This window comes from Gluconacetobacter tumulisoli (assembly GCF_014174155.1).
In the GTDB taxonomy this organism is placed as follows: Bacteria; Pseudomonadota; Alphaproteobacteria; order Acetobacterales; family Acetobacteraceae; genus Gluconacetobacter; species Gluconacetobacter tumulisoli.
The window spans coordinates 210630-228539 of sequence record NZ_JABEQM010000003.1 but is presented as its reverse complement, the minus strand read 5'-3'; the positions used below and the strand labels follow the sequence as shown (position 1 = coordinate 228539).

18 protein-coding genes are annotated in these 17910 nt (G+C 64.9%); 10 read left to right on the top strand and 8 right to left on the bottom strand.

Annotated elements, in window-relative coordinates; translation table 11 throughout:
• Position 1: 1 nt before the first annotated feature.
• Positions 2-1723: a DUF6798 domain-containing protein gene (locus HLH28_RS05260; protein ID WP_182955532.1), complete on the top strand. Its 1722-nt coding sequence runs from the start codon at positions 2-4 to the stop codon at positions 1721-1723.
• Positions 1720-2100 (top strand): DMT family transporter, encoded by a 381-nt coding sequence (locus HLH28_RS05255; protein WP_182955529.1) that lies wholly within the window; start codon positions 1720-1722, stop codon positions 2098-2100. The genes HLH28_RS05260 and HLH28_RS05255 overlap by 4 nt, the downstream gene beginning before the upstream one ends.
• Before the next feature lie 110 nt (positions 2101-2210).
• Here the strand turns inward: HLH28_RS05255 and HLH28_RS18375 are convergent, their stop codons facing one another.
• A complete protein-coding gene (locus tag HLH28_RS18375; RefSeq protein WP_338029659.1) occupies positions 2211-2672 on the bottom strand; it encodes a hypothetical protein in 462 nt (153 codons plus the stop codon).
• 36 nt (positions 2673-2708) lie between these two features.
• On the opposite strand from HLH28_RS18375, the gene HLH28_RS18370 reads away from it, so the two are divergent.
• From HLH28_RS18370 to HLH28_RS05240, 3 genes are all read left to right on the top strand, one after another.
• Positions 2709-3413: a transglutaminase-like domain-containing protein gene (locus HLH28_RS18370; protein ID WP_338029658.1), complete on the top strand. Its 705-nt coding sequence runs from the start codon at positions 2709-2711 to the stop codon at positions 3411-3413.
• A gap of 208 nt (positions 3414-3621) precedes the next feature.
• Positions 3622-3990, top strand: coding sequence for a hypothetical protein (locus HLH28_RS05245; RefSeq protein WP_182955524.1), 369 nt, complete (start codon positions 3622-3624; stop codon positions 3988-3990).
• Positions 3987-5360 (top strand): SGNH/GDSL hydrolase family protein, encoded by a 1374-nt coding sequence (locus HLH28_RS05240; protein ID WP_182955522.1) that lies wholly within the window; start codon positions 3987-3989, stop codon positions 5358-5360. The genes HLH28_RS05245 and HLH28_RS05240 overlap by 4 nt, the downstream gene beginning before the upstream one ends.
• A 48-nt stretch (positions 5361-5408) precedes the next feature.
• Here the strand turns inward: HLH28_RS05240 and HLH28_RS05235 are convergent, their stop codons facing one another.
• From HLH28_RS05235 to HLH28_RS05225, 3 genes are all read right to left on the bottom strand, one after another.
• On the bottom strand, positions 5409-6845 hold the full coding sequence (locus HLH28_RS05235; protein ID WP_182955520.1) for a sodium:solute symporter family protein: 1437 nt from the start codon (positions 6843-6845) through the stop codon (positions 5409-5411).
• Between the two features lie 79 nt (positions 6846-6924).
• The gene (locus HLH28_RS05230) at positions 6925-7182 is read right to left on the bottom strand and encodes a DUF3311 domain-containing protein (RefSeq protein WP_182955518.1); all 258 of its coding nucleotides are present in this window, start codon (positions 7180-7182) and stop codon (positions 6925-6927) included.
• Between the two features lie 31 nt (positions 7183-7213).
• Positions 7214-7927, bottom strand: a complete 714-nt coding sequence (locus HLH28_RS05225; protein WP_182955516.1) for a GntR family transcriptional regulator — start codon at positions 7925-7927, stop codon at positions 7214-7216.
• Positions 7928-8096: 169 nt separating this feature from the next.
• Here HLH28_RS05225 and HLH28_RS05220 point away from each other — a divergent pair, with 169 nt between their 5' ends.
• On the top strand, positions 8097-9296 hold the full coding sequence (locus HLH28_RS05220) for an FAD-dependent monooxygenase (protein WP_182955514.1): 1200 nt from the start codon (positions 8097-8099) through the stop codon (positions 9294-9296).
• A gap of 11 nt (positions 9297-9307) precedes the next feature.
• A complete protein-coding gene (locus HLH28_RS05215; protein ID WP_182955511.1) occupies positions 9308-10351 on the top strand; it encodes an aromatic ring-hydroxylating oxygenase subunit alpha in 1044 nt (347 codons plus the stop codon).
• 78 nt (positions 10352-10429) lie between these two features.
• Here HLH28_RS05215 and HLH28_RS05210 read toward each other — a convergent pair whose 3' ends face one another.
• On the bottom strand, positions 10430-11140 hold the full coding sequence (locus tag HLH28_RS05210) for an NUDIX domain-containing protein (protein ID WP_182955509.1): 711 nt from the start codon (positions 11138-11140) through the stop codon (positions 10430-10432).
• A 139-nt stretch (positions 11141-11279) separates the two neighbouring features.
• Positions 11280-12287: an NAD-dependent epimerase/dehydratase family protein gene (locus HLH28_RS05205; RefSeq protein WP_182955506.1), complete on the bottom strand. Its 1008-nt coding sequence runs from the start codon at positions 12285-12287 to the stop codon at positions 11280-11282.
• A 293-nt stretch (positions 12288-12580) separates the two neighbouring features.
• Here HLH28_RS05205 and HLH28_RS05200 point away from each other — a divergent pair, with 293 nt between their 5' ends.
• The 3 genes from HLH28_RS05200 to HLH28_RS05190 all read left to right on the top strand — a co-directional run bounded on the left by HLH28_RS05200 (position 12581) and on the right by HLH28_RS05190 (position 14675).
• A complete protein-coding gene (locus HLH28_RS05200) occupies positions 12581-13453 on the top strand; it encodes a dimethylarginine dimethylaminohydrolase family protein (protein ID WP_182955504.1) in 873 nt (290 codons plus the stop codon).
• Between the two features lie 89 nt (positions 13454-13542).
• Positions 13543-14280 (top strand): ferric reductase-like transmembrane domain-containing protein, encoded by a 738-nt coding sequence (locus HLH28_RS05195; RefSeq protein ID WP_182955501.1) that lies wholly within the window; start codon positions 13543-13545, stop codon positions 14278-14280.
• A complete protein-coding gene (locus tag HLH28_RS05190) occupies positions 14277-14675 on the top strand; it encodes a cytochrome c3 family protein (protein ID WP_182955497.1) in 399 nt (132 codons plus the stop codon). The genes HLH28_RS05195 and HLH28_RS05190 overlap by 4 nt, the downstream gene beginning before the upstream one ends.
• A gap of 11 nt (positions 14676-14686) precedes the next feature.
• On the opposite strand, the gene HLH28_RS05185 is transcribed toward HLH28_RS05190, so the two are convergent.
• Positions 14687-15982: an MFS transporter gene (locus tag HLH28_RS05185; RefSeq protein WP_182955493.1), complete on the bottom strand. Its 1296-nt coding sequence runs from the start codon at positions 15980-15982 to the stop codon at positions 14687-14689.
• Positions 15983-16045: 63 nt separating this feature from the next.
• On the bottom strand, positions 16046-17737 hold the full coding sequence (locus HLH28_RS05180; RefSeq protein WP_182955490.1) for an alpha-keto acid decarboxylase family protein: 1692 nt from the start codon (positions 17735-17737) through the stop codon (positions 16046-16048).
• Between the last annotated feature and the right edge of the window lie 173 nt (positions 17738-17910).

Sequence of the window (17910 nt, the reverse complement as noted above, 5' to 3'; positions counted from 1 at the left end):
CATGACGGCGTCCGCCATCCCCCCGAGTGCCGCACTCCTGCGCGCACGGCGCATCCCACAATGGGGCGTCGCGTGCGCGATCGTCTCGTTCGGCGCGTTCTTTTCGGTGGCGTTGTCCGGGCACGTCGGCGGCCAATTGAATAATATCTATCACCTTCCTATCCTGGCCGGTCTTTATAACGAACCGCAATTCGCGAACGACCTGTTTATACAGAGCCTGCGCTACTATTCGTCCGGCTTCTGGCAATTGCTGTCCGACCGCGTGCACGGGCAGGACGTCTACGCGATTCTGTTCATATTCCAGATCCTGTCGCGCATGCTTCTGTTCTCCGGATTTCTGGCATGGGCCAGCCTTCTCGGTATCGAAAGCACGAAGGAACAGGCGACATTCACGGTGCTCCTCGCCTTGTCCTCGACGTTGCGCGATTTCGCCGACGCGGGTGCCGGGGGGCTTCTGATCAACACCTTCACGCAGTCCGAACTGGCAAATGGAACGACCCTGCTGGCCCTGGCCTGGGCCGCGCGGGGACGGGTCGCCGCCGCGTTCGCAATGAATGGCGTGACGTTCTTCATCAACGCCTTCATCGCCGTCTGGACCGCGGTTCCCCTTGCATTCATTCTCTGGTCCCAGTGGCGACGGGGAAAATGGACATGGTCGTCGCTCCTGCTGCAAGGGGGGGCAGGCCTTGCCATCTCCGCGCTTCTGGCAGCGCCCGTCATCCGCAATATCCTGGCCAATCCCTACGCCGGAACGCCGCTCGATTTCGACTATATCGCTTATCTTATATCGTTCTTTCCCGATCATTTCCTGATATGGACCACCGTCTTTCGGGAGGTCTGCCTTCTGGCGAGCATTTTCTGCTGCGGCCTGATCGCCGCGCAGATGCTGCGGGTGCCCGGTTCGTTTCTGACAGCCGCATTGTGGGGGGCCGCCGCCGTCTGGATCGTCGGCGTCTTTCTTCCTTTCGCGACCCATGCGCGCATGCTGCTGAACCTCCATCTGCTGCGATCGGGGACCACGGTACATCTGCTGGCGGCGGCTGCAATCGCTGGCCTGTCGACCCGCTGGATCCTTTCCCGAAACGAAACGGATCGTCTCGTCTGGGCGCCGCTGCTTATCCTGCTGTCCTGCACGGCCAAGATCCTGATGCCGGTGGTCATTCCGATATTGCTGGTGCGGCGGACATGGCCGCTCTCGGCCGGTTCGTGGCGCACCTACGCGGCACCGGCCCTGCTGGTGCCTGTCGTTCTGTTCAACGGAATGCGGATCTATCACGCCCTGGCGTCCGACCGCGCCTATGTCGACCGGCGAAATGACTGGCAGGCCCTGGGTGAATGGGCCCGCGTCCATACGGCATCGGATGCCCTGTTTCTCGTCCCCCCTGGGATCTTGCGGGATACGGGCATGTTTCCCCGAACCAGTGCGGACCAGGAGCAACTGTTCGAGGGAGCCATCGTATTCCCGTATTTTTCTCACCGGCAGACATGGGTATTTTCCCAGGCGGGGGCGGCCGTCATGTGGGCGCCCGCCTATTTCCGGACATGGCAGGCCCGGATGACGGAGGTGAGAACATTGAGGAATTTGCCCCAACGCCTGTCCTATGCCGCGGATCATGGCATTGCCTATGTGGTCGATGACTGCACGCAAATCGATCCGCATCCCCAGGCAACCCGATTTGGCCGCCTGTGTCTTTTCACCGTGCCGGGAGCCCCTGCGCCATGACATTCGGAACCGTTGGTCTTGTACTTGTCAGCGTGCTGCTGTCCTCTTCCGCCCAGATCCTGCTGAAGACGGGCATGTCCGACCGGGCGGTCCAGGCCGCGATCGCGAACAGGGCCGGCCTGTGGGAAGCGATGTCGGTAATCGCGCTGAATGTGCCGGTCGTCCTGGGATTGCTGGCCTTCGGTCTGAGCGCCGTCGTCTGGCTTCTGGTCCTGGCGCGTATCGACGTCTCCCAGGCCTATCCCTGCGTCGCATTCGGTATCGTACTGACCGTCCTCGCCGGGATCATCTTTCTTGGCGAGAATATCCATCCGATGCGGATCGTTGGGTTGGTGGTGATCGTGTCCGGTGTCGTCCTGATGGCCCGCGCCACGTAGGGCGCTCCCGATGTCTCCGCCATTCCACAGGCATCGCGACCGGTCATTCGCCTGATTTATCGATGCATCGACAGATAATATTCCGAACCTGAAATACGATCGCCCGGAGATCATCGATGGCAACAGCCTTGACATTCGAAGACCGATACAGAACCGTCGATGAAGATCGCGTTCTGGACACGCTGCTTCTGCTGGGCTGGGCGTTTTGCGACGATACCGATCATGCCCGGACCACTGCGCAGGAGGCCCTGGACCGCTGGATCGAATGCGGCCTTGGCGTCCGTCTCGACCCGACGGGCCGGCGTTTTTTCGACCCCGTCGAGGTCGTGCATTCCCTTAAGCATGCCGGAACTGTCGGCCGCGATGATTTCTGGCAGAATCATTATGTGACGACCAGCCGCCAACTGGTCGGTGACCTGGCCGCGAAGGCGGATGGGCCGGTAACGCTCAGCCTTCGGCGGACCTACAATTTCCGGAATACCTCGCCGGGCAGAGCAAAACGTCTGAGATTGGCCCTGCCGCTCCGTGACCGATGCGATTTTCTCGATATCCGTCCCCATGGTCCCGATCACGGGGCAACCTGCGTCCTGGGGGATGGACGCCTGGACGTGCAGGTGCAGCCCGCGGCAGGGGAAGATGTCACCATCGGGGCCGAGATCTGCTTCCGTCCACGACCCGCCTCGGACGCTGCGAATCCACCCGATCGCGATCTTTACCTGCGCCCGGATGAAGGATTGATCAAGCTTTCCGATCCGATCGCGGCCCTTGCCCGCCGACTGGGCGGAGATGCCGCGCCGGACATCGCGGTGCGGGCCTTCTGGGATTTCATGATCGACGAGTTCCTTTCCGGTCCGGTACATTATGACCAGATCGGGATAGACGCACCCCTTGACTGGGTCCTCGAAGCCAGGTGCTGCGATTGCCAGCTTGGATCGGCATTTTTTGTCGCGCTATGCCGCGCGCATGGCATCCCGGCCCGGCTGGTCAGCGGACATTTCCTCTATCGGCGCTCGCCGACGCTGCACTATTGGTCGGAGGTCTGGCTCGACAACCAGGGATGGGCGTCGTTTGATTTCATGAGCTGGGATCTGTCGATGGGTGGTCAGGATCCAGCCTGGCGCGACCATTTCTTCGGGCGGGTGGACGCTCGCATGATCACCCAATGCTTGCCCCGGGCCTTTACCGGGTCTGTCGGCGTGACGATCCCGCCGACCTGGCGCATCCTGCAAACCTCCCGGGGCGATGGCGTCGATATCAGCCTGATCGGCCCGGACGGAACCTCCATCTATAACGACCATGTCGCCGTCAGCTGAGATCGCGGTCCGATTTCAGGTTTCGTGCACGGATGCCGGCATCGATTCCTTTGTAAACTGAATTGTAGTTAAGGATTTTTTAAGATTTTCGGAAACCCCGCGGATATCGGGATCGTTATACGGGTCGTCGCCCCAAACATCGCCTCATTTGATCATATTTCATTTCATCAATTTGTTATTTCATAATTTTTATACATTGGGACTGACAATGCTTTACGAATTCAAGATGCCCGTCATCGTTCCGCAGATGTCCGGCGCCACCATAGAATGCCTGTACAGTGCCCGGGATGATGCGCTCCGACTGGGAAGCAAGCTCATGGATCTGAGCGTGGACCTCAGCAGCGCGTTCGCCCAGGAATGCCCGCCCGTGTCGTTCTATCGTCTGGTCCTGCGCGAGGCCGTCTATCTCCGACAGATCGATGTTCAGCCGGGGCAGCATTGCGCCCTCGGCGAACGGATCGCGCTGTTCAGCACCGATCCCACCGAACCGATCGATCAGGACGCGACACGCCAGGTACGCTGCACCATCGCGGGTATCATCCATCACGACGGGATGTGGACGGGAAGCCATTCATGAACGGAATTCCCTTGCGGTTCGGTCCGCTGATGTCGGACGGCTACACCATCGTACGGTCCGGATTGCGCTGGCTGCGCGAAACGGGTCAGTTCTGCCGTGCCGGCCAACCCATTGCCTATTGCAATATCAGCCTGGAACCGTCCAGCGTGCGCGTCGGCCGCAACCACGCGGTTGCCGACGAGCTGGAATTGCAAGTGGTCTTCGCCCCCCGCGTCAGCGGTCGATTGACCATCCATCCGGAAATGACCCGCGGCGGCTATCTGAGCATTCGCGGGGTAGATGCCTGGAAACCGGACACGGTCCTGGGACTGATCGAACCCGATCAACCGGTCGACGAGAGCGACCCGGGACGCCTGCGCCTCCTCGTGGTAGCCGGGCGGCGCATGACCGCGTTGGCCGACGTGCATTCGGGGCTGCTGCCGGGCTGGAACGGCCGCACTCGCGGCTGGTGGTGCGAGGACGGCGAAACTCCCGCCACGCTTCTCAGCCTGGGCCTGTGTGACGCCACGGGCGTCATCCTCGGCGAACAATGCGCGTTCCTGGAAATGTTCGAAGCCGCCTCGGACGCGATGCAGTTCGTTTTCATTCCAGATCATCCGGTCGCGCCCTGCGCGCCCGTCCTGCTCGACCAACTGAGCCGGACGCCGGCCCAGTTCGAGGCGATTGCAGAGGATTTGCGCCGCTTTCTCGGTAATTCCACCGTACCGCCGACGGCCGACGACTGGATGTTCGCCGGCGCCCTGTTGGCCGTGCTGCGGAACACGCCGCTGAAAGACAATTACAACATCATCTCCTCCACCGGGACCCAGCGCCTGGGGCCGGCGGACGCCGTGCTGCTTTCCCTCAGTGCCGAGCCGCAATCGATCCTGCGCCACCGCACGCTCGGGTACCATATCCACGTCATGCGTCACCATCAGGCCGCCGCCGGCCCCGCCATTCAGGCCTGGCTGACCAGCGCCTTCGAGCCGGTTAAGCGATCCATCGACGCCATTCGCCGGGACTACGAGAAACTGATCGACACGCTCGCCCGCACCACCGGGGGCCGGATCCTCGTCCTGAACCGCATGTCGACGTCCGGCTACGAGGATATATCAAGCTACATGGCCTTCGACGCGCCCATGAGCGACACCCTGTCGAACATCGCGGCCAAGGAGCTGAACCTGATGCTCCATGACATTGCCGAGACGCGCGAACTGGCCATCATCGACGTCGATGCCCTGGCCGCCGAACTGGGCGCCGGCCAGCACCTTCCGGACGGTATCCACCAGAGCGGACAGATGCAGGTCGTCCTGCGCCAGCAGATTCTCCAGGCCGTATCCGACATGCGCGTCACCGCGCCGGATGTCCGGGCTGCCGGACGCGATCACTGAGAGACTGGCCACCCGACAGGATGGGTCGCCACCCGGTCACGCCGTCTGCTACGAACGCCCGCCCGCCGACGCCTGCGCCTCGTCCCGCCGCAGGAACGGCAGGATCGGCACCAGCTTCCGGTTGGGCAGCAGGCGGCTGCCGCCCCACAGGATGGCGGCATTCGCCACCAGGCCGACCAGGCCCGGATTGATCCCGCCCAGATCGGCATCGCCCAGATACAGCCCGACCGACAACAGGTCGCCCGCCACCAATCCCGCGACCAGGGCCGCCGGACTGATGGCCCGCGCCATCAGGATGGCAAATATCCCCGGCGCCGCCTGCGTGACGCCGAAATAATACATGGTGTTGAACTTGATCATCAGTCCCGATGCATGCGCCGCGCTGACGATCGAGAACAGCAGATAGACCGCGATCACGATCTGCGCGCCGTACCGCTGCTGGCGATCCGACAGACCATGCAGCAGATTGTGCGACACCAGCGGACCGATGGCCAGGCAGATTCCCGCCAGCACGACCAGCGCCGACAGCGCGCACGCCGCCGCCACGAGCCCGTCCACCCATCCCGGCAGCAGGGCCAGGGACACCGCCATGAAGGCGTCGTTGGGCGCGTGCAGCGGCATTCCCGACCGCCGGGCATAATCCGCGACCCAGTACAGGAACGGGAACATCAGCATGTAGAGCGGCATCAGGATCTGGTTGCGCCGCACGATCCGTCGCGACCGGCCGGTGAACAGAAAGGCGATCGTCTGGGGCGCGACGCAGAAGCCGACGGCCTGCAGCACGACCGTGGACATGGCGAACGCCTCCTCGCGCCCTGTCGGACGGATCCGCGCGATATCCTGCCCTGCCTGCCGGACATCCGGCAGATGGCCCGAGGCCAGCAACGCCGCGATACCAGCCGCCACGACGGCGACGATCATCATGACGTCCTTCAGGATCGACACATAGGCCGGCGCCCGGATCCCCGAGAGCGCGACCCAGAAGAAGGCCGTCACCGCGGCCACCGTCGTGATGACGATTGTCGGAACCGGCCAGCCGAATCCCTGCAGCACGGCCAGCAGTCCGGTGAATTGCAGGTCGCCGAACGGAATCAGGAACAGGATGGCATTCAGCGTCATCGCGATCTCGACCGCGCGACTGCCGAAATGATGCCGGAACAGGTCGGCCATGGTGATGGCGTTGTGGTCGCGTCCCGCCTGCCAGATCCAGGGATTGAGGAAATAGCCGACAGGATAGGCCAGGACGATATAGCTGAGGAACCAGATGACGAAGGCGGTACCGTGACTGAACGTCCCGGCCGGAAATCCCAGTACGCTGCCGATGCTGTAGGTCTCGCCCACCGCCAGGAAGAACAGCAGCACGCCACCGAACTGCCCGGAGGCAACGAAGAAATCCCGCGTTCCCTGGTGATGATGTCCCCGCCGGGAATACAGCGCGATCGCCAGCGACAACAGGATCACGAGGCAAAACGTCACTGTCGCCATGAAGGGGCTTTCTTTCCGTTGGTCTGTCGATTTTTCGATTTCGTATCCGCGGCCGCCGCGACCGGCTGGCGCGCGGTCGTCAGGCGGCTTCGTCCGCCTGGCGACGGTCATGCAGGAACCAGACCGCGGACAGGCAGACGCTGGTCAGGATGAACCAGACGAACAGCCAGAACACCACCGTGGGAAATCCCAGCACCGTTCCGTCCACGCGGTCCAGCACCGGCAACGCCAGGTCGACCGCGACGAAGGGGATGCCCACCCCAACCAGAATTCTCCAGACCGGGGCATGGACATTCCGCCCTCCCCGCGCGTCGGTGTGCTGCGGCCCTTCCGTCATCGTATCATGTTCCCCTGTCGTCCCATGCAGGTCAACCCGCGCCGGGCGCATCGTGGTCCGTCGCGCCGAACCATCCTGCGACCGGCCGGCCCAGGACGAGGTCAGACACGTCCTCCAGGTGCCGGCGCATCGAAACGAACGCCCCGTCGACGTCGCCGGCGATCACGGCCGCGATGATGGCCTCGTGGTGGCGGGCGGCTTCCGGGCCCAGGGGATTGGCGGTATTGGTGGCATGACGGATCCGATACACATGCCACATCGTCGTCCTGTGGGCATTCAGCACGGCCTCGTTGCCCGCGGCCTCGACGATGGTCTGGTGGAAACGGTCGTTCGCCTTGTAGTATTCCTCACGGGATCCCTGGCGCGATGCGGATTCCATTTCGCGCTGGATCGCCAGGATACGCCGTATGGTTTCGGGATCGCGCCGGCCGGCGACACGTGCGGCGGCAATCGCCTCCAGCCCCGCCAGCAGGTCGAAGCGATCATGCAGGTCCGGCGGACTGATCGGTGTCACGACCGCGCCGACCCCGGCGGCCATCGTCACCAGGCCTTCGGTTTCCAGGATCCGCAATGCCTCGCGCAGCGGCGTACGCGAAATGCCCAGCCGGGCGCAGATATCGCTTTCCGACAGCCGTTCGCCGGGCGGCAGGGTGCGATTGATGATGGCGTCGCGCAGAACCGGAAGCACCAGTTCCAGCAGCGGCCGCCGTGCCGCGACGCCCGGCTTGTCCTGTCTGTCCCGCATGCCGCCTCATGATTCCCATCCACATGCAATCTAGGGGGTGCGCCGGCGGGGACGCAAGACGGTTCGTTCCGGAAGGGGAATAGTGTTGACGTCGCCGCCAGGCGCATGCTTCGATCCTGACGCAACGTAGAGTCCCCTATTTCGTATACGATATTATAGGAGGTCGTACATGCGGGTCGGCATCATCGGTGGCGGAATCGGCGGCACGGCCCTGGCGCTGGCGCTGCTGCAACGGGGGATCGACGTTCATCTGTTCGAACGCGCCCCCGCCTTTGGCGAGGTCGGCGCGGGCATCCAGGTGACGCCCAACGCGGTGAAGGTCATCCGCGCGATGGGACTGATGGATGCCTTGCGGGCCATCAGCTTCACGCCGCAAGCCCTGGTGGGACGCAACTGGAAGACGGCACGGGAAATGTGGCGCACCCCGCTGGCCGACGATTGCCCCAGCCTGTACGGCGCCCCCTTCTTCCATGTCCACCGCGCGGACCTGCACGCGCTGTTTGCCGCGCGCATCCCGGCCGAACGGGTCACGTTCGCGCGCGCGTGCAGCAGCGTTGCGCGCACCCCGACCGGCGCCGTCGCCTCCTTCACCGACGGCGGCACGTTCGAGGCCGATCTGATCGTCGGCGCCGATGGCATCCAATCCGCCGTGCGCGCCTCCCTGTTCGGTACCGCGCAGGCCCGCTTCACCGGCAACATGTGCTATCGCGCCGTCGTGCCGTTCGACACGCAGCCACTGGATTACGTGTCCCCCGATTCATCGTTCTGGCTGGGGCCGCACGCCCATGTCGTGACCTATTACGTGTGTGGCGGCCGCGCCGTGAACATCGTCGCCGTGACCGAAACCGCATCCTGGATCGAGGAATCGTGGAACGTGCCCAGTTCCCGCGATGAATTGCTGGCCGCGTTCGCGGGATGGCATCCCAACCTGCTGCGCCTGTTCGGACAGGCGGACAGCGTCTTCAAATGGGGCCTGTTCGACCGCGACCCGATGCCGCACTGGTCGGACGGCGCGATCACCCTGCTGGGCGACGCCGCCCATCCGATGCTACCCTTCCTGTCGCAGGGGGCGGGCATGGCGATCGAGGATGCATTCGTCCTGGCATCCTGCCTGGCTGCCGGTGCCACGGTCGCGGATGCGCTATCGGCGTATGAGGCGCAGCGCCTGCCGCGCACCCGGCGCGTGCAGCTGGAATCGCGGGAACGGGGGCGGACCTATCACCTGTCCTCACCGCTGGCCCTCTGGCGACGTGACATGACGTATCGGCTGCGCAGCCTGATCAATCCGCATCGGTCCGGGATCAAGGCCAACTGGATCTACGAACACGATGCGACCCTCCCGCCCGAACCGGCGGCGTCGGCCGCCTGAGGAAGCCCGTCATGTCCGATACCCCCATGTCCGTGCCCGGCCTGTGCGACGATCCGGCCATGCTGGACGAATGGTATCCCGTGGCGCGCAGCCGCGAGATCGTTGCCGGCACGATCGCACCCACCACCCTGCTGGGCCGCGACCTGATCGTCTGGCGCGACGCGGCGGGGACGGTCCATGTCTGGGACGATTTGTGCATCCATCGCGGCGCGCGTCTGTCCAAGGGCTGGATCAAGGACGACACGGTCGTCTGTCCCTATCACGGCTGGCGTTTCGACGGGCAGGCGCGCTGCGTCCATATTCCCGTGGCGCCCGACCAGCCGATCCCGCCCAAGGCCCGGGCCTTTCCGGTACGCGCGCAGGAACAGGACGGGCTGATCTGGGCAACGCTGGGCAACCCCGCCCATCCGATTCCGGCCTTTCCCGCCCGCGACCTGCCGGGCTTCAGGACCTTCCATGCCGGACCCTATACCTATCGCGCAAATGGATTCCGGGCCGTCGAGAATTTCGTCGACGCCACACATTTTCCCTTCGTCCATGCCGGCCTGAACGGCGTGCCGGACGCGCCCGACATCATCGCCGATTACGACGTGACCCAGACCGCCGATGGCCTGGTGTCCTCCGAGATCAGCGTGTTCCAACCCGTCGGCGATTTCCGCAAGATCCCGGTACAGGCAGGGTATACCTATTATTGCCTGCGCCCGCTGGTCGCCGCCTTTTCCAAGCGCGTGACCATCGTCGATCCGGCACAGGCACATCTGGGATCGCCGGACGACCGGTTCGTGACAATGTTCACCGTTCAGCCGGTGAACGAGGTCACGTCGATCGCCCGCGTGATCTTCGCGATCAATTTCGCCCCCGACCTGACCGAACTCGACATGCTGCCGCGCCAGGACGTCGTCTACAACCAGGACCGCGACATCGTGGAAACCCAGCGACCGGAGCGCATCCCCGTCGACCTGCGCGCCGAGATGCACCACCGGTCGGACCGGATGGGCGTCGCCTATCGCCGCTGGCTGCGCGAACTGGGCATCACCTACGGCGTCATTGCCTGAGAGGCGGGTTTAAACTTCGCCTCGCCGCGACCCGACGTGCGGTTCCCGGCCTGCCCGTCAGATGGGGCGAACGGCCCGTCATGTCCCGACGCGGGCTATCCGGTCGCGATACATGTAGAACGACAGCAGCGTCTTGGCATCGGTCCGGCCGATGCGCGGAATGTCATCCAGACCGACCACCCGCACCCGGATCGATTCATGTTCGTCCGCGTTGCCCGTTCGGCGGCCGTCCAGGGCGCGAACCGCGGCATCATCCAGTTCCAGGACCGCATAGTACAGGGTGATCGCCTCATCGCAGCCCCCCGGCGACAGCCAGACGGTCGCAAGCTCCACCAGCATGTCCTGGCGCAACGCCAGGTCGGCGCCGATCTCCTCGGACAATTCGCGCAGCGCCGTACTGGCCAAAGTCCCACCATCCAGCATTCCCGCCGGAAGCGACAGCAGGTCGGGGCATGCGGCCGGCAACCGGGCCTCGCATGTCAGGACGGTCCGGTCCGGATGGCCGGCATGGCGCAGGATCAGCAGGACCGACACCGAATCGCCGCGCAGCAGAACCGTGCCCGGCACCTGCCGCCCATCATGCCAGGCGTCCGCCTGGACCAGGATGAACCCGACCCGGCGGCCGAAAAACGTCACGCTGTCCACCGTGACCCGCCGCAGGTCGAAACGGGCCGCGGCCATCGCCAGCCACCGCCGGAAATGCGGGGCCGCGCGAACCTGCGCATGGCAGTCCGCCGGGATCTCCGGGGCGAAGACGATGGGGACCGGGCCGTCCTCTATCGCGTCCATCGGCCCCCCTTTACCGCCGGCCGGCGTGACGATTCGCGGTGACTCGCGATTCCAGCAGCGAAAAAGGAGGTTATCCGATCATGCCCCCCAGTACCGCCCACAGGATTGTCCCCAATTCTGTGGATAAGATCCCGCCAGGTCATCGCCCGTCAGAGGCCTGGTACCATTCGCGGTACCACGCGACGAAGGCGTCCACCCCGGCTTGCAGGGGCGTGACGGAATGGAAGCCGGTCAGGCGTTCCAGCACCGTGCAATCCGCCCAGGTGCGCGGCACGTCGCCCGGCTGCATCGGCATGCTGTTGCGGATCGCCGTGCGCCCCGTCGCGCGTTCGACGGCGGCGATGAACTCCCGCAGGCCGACCGGACCACCGCCGCCGACATTCACCACGCGATAGGGTGCCACCGGACTGGCGCCGCGCCCGTCCTGGGTCGCCAGGACCGGCGGAAGAGGCAGCAGGCGACAGACGGCCTCGACCAGATCGTCGACATAGGTGAAGTCGCGCTCCATGTCCCCGCCGTTGTAGACGTCGATCGGCAGGCCGGCGAGGATGTTGCGGGTAAAGCGGAACAGCGCCATGTCCGGCCGCCCCCACGGGCCATAGACGGTAAAGAACCGGCAGGCGGTGATCGGCAGCCCGTGCAGGTAGGCGTAGGAATGGCCGATCTCCTCGCACGCCTTCTTGGTCGCGGCATAGAGGCTCAACGGCTGGTTGCAGGGCTGGTCTTCGGTAAAGGGAACGTCGGGACCGGCCCCATAGACCGACGAGGTCGAGGCCAGGATGAAATGCCGGACCGACAGGTCCTTCACCTGCTCCAGCAGGTTCTGGGTCCCCACCACGTTCGCGCTGACATAGGCGCCCGGATTCTCCATGCTGTAGCGCACCCCTGCCTGCGCCGCCAGGTGGATCACGATGTCCGGCCGGGCCGCACGGCAGGCCCGGGCCAGCGCCTCGGCCTCTTCCAGCATGAATTCATGGCAGGTGAACCCCGGCCGCGCGCGCAGGCGGGCATGCCGTGCCTGTTTCAGGGTGACGTCATAATAGCTGGTCATGCCGTCGATGCCCGTGACATCGTGCCCCTGATCCAGCAGCCTGAGCGCCAGATGAAAGCCGATGAACCCGGCCGTCCCGGTAATGAGAATACGCAATAAAACCTCCAGCGACCGCCGGCGGCGATCCTCCGGCACCAGCCCATACAGACCGGCGTGGACAATGAGAAGTGTCCCGACCGCCGGGCACGTTCCAGGGTCTGGACGAAAGATATGAATGCCGAATGAAAAATAAGTTTGTTTTCAATGGATTGATTTCAGATATCCCCAATGTCGCCGGACGGTTGAACGGAGCGCAAAGTTCACTTGCATCCCCCGGTATCGGATACCGCGACGGCCGCCCGTATGATACCGATGAGACATCAGGATTTTCCGGCAAGGATTCCAGCGATATGAGCAGCAATCAGTGGTTCATCGACAGCGAGACCGGGCATCTGGACGACGTCCTGCTCTGCCCGCCGACCTACTACGACTGGATCCCCAGCAACGACATCGCGATCCTGAGCCTGGAGAACGGTCGCAAGCCTGAAACGCACGCGGTGCGCAAACAGTTCGACGAACTGGTGGACGCGCTGCGCGGCGCGGACGTCGCCTGCCATTTCCTGACGCCCCAGCCCGGCCTGCCCTACCAGGTCTATACCCGCGACAGTTCCCAGACGACGCCGTTCGGCACCGTCGTCACCAGCCTGTTCCGCCAGGAACGCAAGGGGGAGAAGGCTCTGATCGACTCCTTCTATGGCGAAGGGGAGATCTGGAAGACCGCGACCCGCGGCCATGTCGAAGGCGGCGACATCCACGTCATCAGCCCCGGCCTGCTGGCAGTGGGCGTCACCGGCACCCGGACCGACACCGCGGGGGCCGAGGAATTCACCGGCTGGTTCGACGAGGCCGGATGGCAGACCCGCATGATCCGCTTTTCGGACCATTTCCTCCATCTCGACGTCGTCTTCTCGATGGTGGCGGAAAATTTGGCCCTGGTCGCCCCCGATGCCCTGGCGGACGAGGATCTGGACTGGTTCCGCGCGCAGGGCATCCGCCTGCTGCCCGTGACCTACAAGGAAGCGATGCGGGACATGGCGTGCAACGTGCTGGCCCTGGGCGACGGGCGCGTCGTCAGTCCCCGCCATTCCACCCGCGTCAACGAGATGCTGCGCGCCGAGGGACTGACGGTGCTGGATCCGGAACTCGACCAGTTTTCTCAGGGGGGCGGAAGCATTCACTGCATGACCATGCCGCTGCGCCGTCGCCCGCTGGTCAAGGCCTGAGAGCCCATTCAGACAGGCACTGACAAACCGTTTCAAACGGTTATCCGGCCTGTCCCGCCTTCCGCCCGGACCGTAGGACGGACCGGTCGATGAAGGCCGAGATCGTCGTCCTGACCGCCGGGCTTGTGGGCGTGGTCCTGACCCTGACGGCTCTGTTCCTGCTGGCGTCACCGCCGCCGGGTGTGAGTCTGGCGTGGGATATGGCGGACACGGCAGGCTTCGCAGCCTTTATCCTGCTGCTCGGCCTGTTCGTGATGAACGGACGGCCCACGGCCTGGCCGAACTGCGACGGCAAGTTTTTCATGGTGCTGCATCGGGGGCTGGGCGCTGGCGCGCTGGCCATGCTGGGCTTGCATGTCCTGCCGCCACTCTGGATCGCGCCGTTGCTGGTCGACGATGTGCTGCCGTCGGGCCCGTGGCCGATGCTGGCGGGGGTGGCGGCCGCGTGCCTGATGCTGGCGGCGGCGCTGTCAGGTCTGCACGGGGTGCGCCGCATCGTATGGCGGACGGCACGGCGGTTCCGGATCGGCCATTCCGTCATCGCCACCGGCACGCTGCCGCTGTCGGCCTTCCACGTGGCCGGCGCCGGGCTGCATGTGAACACCGGGTGGAAAATCGCGCTATGCGTGGCGCTGACCGTCGGGGCGGCCGCATGGACGCCGTCGCGATGGCTGCTGCGGCCGGACCGGAACCACGCCATCCCCGGCCGAAGGCGATGGCGGAACATGTCCATCCACGCCCGGGCCATCGTCGCCCTGATGCTGGCGACAAGCGTCCTGTCGGCCTGGCTCTACGCCCTGGCCACCCCGCATGGCGGCCCCGGATGACGGGATGGCGCGGTCCGGGCCGCATGGTCGGCGCGCTGCTCGGGGTCGTACTTCTGGCGGCGGCAGGATGGGCGATCGACCGGCTGCACGTGCACGCCGTAATGGCCCATCCGGCATTGCCGCTGCGTTTCGCACATACCGATCACACGGCGATCAACTGCATTGCCTGCCACCATAATTATGCGCAATCACGGATGGCGCACCTGCCGCGGCAGGAATGCATCGCCTGCCACAAGACCGAACCCGGAACCGTCACCCGCGTCGAGACGACGTTCCATCAATTCTGCGAATCCTGCCATATCCGCACGCGCGAACAGGGCCGTCCCGGCGGCCCCATCCGCCTGTGCCAGGGCTGTCACGCCCCGCGCCCCCCAGCCAAGGGCCCCGAGGACTGACGGGTTCGCGCCTATCCTTCCGGGTTCACCTTCCATCCCGTCTCGCGCAGGCAGAACGCCAGGCCGATCGCCACCGCGACGCCGGCGATCAGCGGCAGGAACGCATGCTGGATCGTCGGCATGGACACCTGTTCGTCCTTGCCCATCAGCGCCGAGACGACGGGCGACATGATGCCGGTCGTCAGGAACACCATGAAATTCATGACCCCCGCCGCCGTGCCCTTCAGTTGCGGAGGGTTGATTTCCTTCATGCTGGAAAACGGAATCATCGCCGCCCCGGACGCGATGCCCATGACCAGCGCCACCGAATAGCGGGGCATGACCCCGACGGGGACATAGACGGCCATCAGGCAGGCTGCCAGCAACACCCCCGCCCCCGCGATCAGTACCGGCCGCCGCCGTCCGATCCGGTCCGAGACATATCCCAGCAGCGGGCATCCGATGACCCAGCCGATCGGCACCATCGAGACATCCGACGCCGCAAAGGCCGTCGACGTGCCCTCACCTGCATGCAGCATCAGGACGCCCCACACCAGCGCCCCGATCGTCGTGGGAACGAACAGCAATCCGCCGATGGCTCCGGCGATCCAGCTCTGCCGATTGGCGAAGACCACGCGAAAGGGCGCGACCAGGCTGCCGGTCGACAGCGGGCCGTGATGGGCGCGGCTGTCGCCGCGCTCGCGCGGCATCACCACCCAGGTGGCGACCGCGAGCATGGCACCGATGGCGGCAAAGCCCAGCCAGATATGCTGCCACGCCACATGGATGCTGCCCGCCGGATCGATCAGCAGATGCACCGGCTTGGACCCGAAGGCCGCGCCGGCCATGCCCAGACATTGCGTCAGCCCGACGAACAGCGCCAGCATCCGGGGCGGCAGGTAGCGCGCCGCGACATAGGACGAACCGATGAAGGCGAAGATCGCACCCATCGCCTGCAGGACGAAGCCACCCATCCCCGCCGCCTCGTCCCCCTTGGCGAAGACCAGGCAGCCCACCGATACCACCGCGATACCCGCCGGAATGGTGGCGTGCGCCCCGTAGCGGTCCAGCAGGACGCCCGCCACCAGAGCCATCAGGGCGTACGCGACGTAATAGGCCGCGATCATCGCACCGATATGATTGCCACCCCAGGCCTGTGCCAATTGTTCCTGCATCACGCCGGGCGCCGAGCGCACGGCGTACTGGTAGAAATAGAACGCCGCGCACAGGAACCAGGCCAGCACATAAAGCGGCCGCAGGGCGGACGGGGTCTTCCGATCGGCCTGCTGCGGCAGCGCAGCCGGAAAACGGGCGGATATTACGGACATATGCATATCATCCCGTGATGGTACCCCCGCGCCGGAATGGCGCGGACCGGCGCCTGCCTTCCGCTATTTCACCGGTGGACGGGCATTCGCCGTCGCCACCTGGCGTCCCCACGAAATCAGTTCGCTGGTACAGTCGTCACGGTCGATGACGCATTCGATCAGCGTCGGGCCGGCGTGATTGTCCAGCGCCGCCCGCACGGCCTCGGCCATTTCGGCGCCCGTGGTCGCACGGAAGCCGCGTCCCCGTCCCTCGCCGGCGTTGAAGACGTTGATCAAGCCGGCATAGTCCCAGTTCTTGATGTTGTTGTAAGGGCCGTCGTGGATTTCGACCTCGATCGTGTAGCCATGGTTGTTCACCAGGAACACGATCACCGGCAATCCGCGACGCACCATCTGGGCGACCTCCTGCGCGGTCAGCTGGAACGACCCGTCGCCCACCATGGTGATGATGCGGCGCGCCGGTTCCGCCACGGCGTAGCCAAACGTCGCGGGTACCGACCACCCGATATGGCCCCACTGCATTTCGAATTCGACGCGCGCCCCCTGCGGCAGCTTCATGCGCATGGCGTTGAACCAGGAATCCCCTGTCTCCGCCAGCAGGGTCGTCTCGGGCGTCAGCAGCGCGCCGATCTGCCGCGCCATTTCGGCACGCGTCAGCCTGGCGGCGGGGGCCGCGCTATCCACCGGCGCGAGTGCGCCGACGATACGACGGTATTCCGTCATCGTGGCCCCCTTTTTCGGCTGGCCCGCCAGGCGCGCCGCCAGGGCCGTCAGCAGGTCCTTCAGGTGCAGCCCGTCGAAGGCCTGCCCCTCCAGCGTCACGGCACCGATATCGGCCTGCACGACGTTCGCCCCGCGGGGCCATGCGGTCCAGCCCACGGTGGAATAATCATTGAACACGCAGCCCAGGCACAGGATGCCGTCGGCCCAGTCGAAGATTTCGCGCGCGCCGGGGCTGCTGGCCTCGCCCCAATAGGTGCCGATATAGTTCGGATGGGTCTCGGGGAAGAAGCTCTTGGCGGCGGCCATCGTCGCCACCGCACATCCCAGCGCGTCGGCCAGCGCCACCGTCGCGGCCCCACCGTTTGCCGCACGCAGCTTGCTGCCGACCAGGATCGCAACCTTGTCCCGCTTTTTCAGGAATGTCGCGATCGCCTCGACCGCTGCCTCCAGCGTCGCGGCATCGCTCGGCACGTCCGACAGCACGGCGCTGGCCGGTCCGGGACGCGCGCAGGCCGCGCCGGAGATGTTGCATGCGATTTCGATATAGGCGGGCTTGCGCTCGCGCAGGGCGGTGCGGATCGCATGATCGATCTTCGCCGGCGCCTCGTCGGCCGAGATGATCGAGACCGCGGCACAGGTGATGCGGCGCGCCATCTCGATCTGATAGGAATAATCGGGCGTGCCGATCGTATGGTGCAGGATGTGCCCGCTGCCATGGTCGTTCGAATTCGGTGCGCCGGAAATCAGGATCAGCGGCAGGTTTTCCGCATACGCGCCGCCGACCGCGTTGAACGCGGAAATCGCGCCGACGCTGAACGTCACGATCGCGGCCCCTGCCCCTTTCGCCCGCGCATATCCCTCGGCGCTATAGCCGCAATTCAGTTCGTTGCAGCAATAGACCTGCTCCATCCCGTCGATTTTCAGCAACTGGTCGAGCAGGACGAGGTTGTAATCCCCAGCAACGGCGAAATGATGGTCGAGGCCGATCTGCTTCAGCCGGTCGCCCAGATACATCCCCACGGTATATGTCATTCTTGCGCTTCCTGTCCTGTCGGCGACCACCATCCGCCCGCCGGGCCCTCTCGCCGCCTCAGGCGAATGCAGCGTTGTCCGGCATGCATATCATTCGATCCAATACGGGTCCGAAACCCGGAACACTCCAGGCTTGACGCCGATATTGCGTTCATGATCGCGGTCGGATCCCA

Coding starts and splice junctions, on each gene's coding strand:
- HLH28_RS05260 (WP_182955532.1), top strand. CDS start 2: ATGACGGCGTCCGCCATCCCCCCGAGTGCCGCACTCCTGCGCGCACGG.
- HLH28_RS05255 (WP_182955529.1), top strand. CDS start 1,720: ATGACATTCGGAACCGTTGGTCTTGTACTTGTCAGCGTGCTGCTGTCC.
- HLH28_RS05245 (WP_182955524.1), top strand. CDS start 3,622: ATGCTTTACGAATTCAAGATGCCCGTCATCGTTCCGCAGATGTCCGGC.
- HLH28_RS05240 (WP_182955522.1), top strand. CDS start 3,987: ATGAACGGAATTCCCTTGCGGTTCGGTCCGCTGATGTCGGACGGCTAC.
- HLH28_RS05235 (WP_182955520.1), bottom strand. CDS start 6,845: ATGGCGACAGTGACGTTTTGCCTCGTGATCCTGTTGTCGCTGGCGATC.
- HLH28_RS05230 (WP_182955518.1), bottom strand. CDS start 7,182: ATGACGGAAGGGCCGCAGCACACCGACGCGCGGGGAGGGCGGAATGTC.
- HLH28_RS05225 (WP_182955516.1), bottom strand. CDS start 7,927: ATGCGGGACAGACAGGACAAGCCGGGCGTCGCGGCACGGCGGCCGCTG.
- HLH28_RS05220 (WP_182955514.1), top strand. CDS start 8,097: ATGCGGGTCGGCATCATCGGTGGCGGAATCGGCGGCACGGCCCTGGCG.
- HLH28_RS05215 (WP_182955511.1), top strand. CDS start 9,308: ATGTCCGATACCCCCATGTCCGTGCCCGGCCTGTGCGACGATCCGGCC.
- HLH28_RS05210 (WP_182955509.1), bottom strand. CDS start 11,140: ATGGACGCGATAGAGGACGGCCCGGTCCCCATCGTCTTCGCCCCGGAG.
- HLH28_RS05200 (WP_182955504.1), top strand. CDS start 12,581: ATGAGCAGCAATCAGTGGTTCATCGACAGCGAGACCGGGCATCTGGAC.
- HLH28_RS05195 (WP_182955501.1), top strand. CDS start 13,543: ATGAAGGCCGAGATCGTCGTCCTGACCGCCGGGCTTGTGGGCGTGGTC.
- HLH28_RS05190 (WP_182955497.1), top strand. CDS start 14,277: ATGACGGGATGGCGCGGTCCGGGCCGCATGGTCGGCGCGCTGCTCGGG.
- HLH28_RS05185 (WP_182955493.1), bottom strand. CDS start 15,982: ATGTCCGTAATATCCGCCCGTTTTCCGGCTGCGCTGCCGCAGCAGGCC.
- HLH28_RS05180 (WP_182955490.1), bottom strand. CDS start 17,737: ATGACATATACCGTGGGGATGTATCTGGGCGACCGGCTGAAGCAGATC.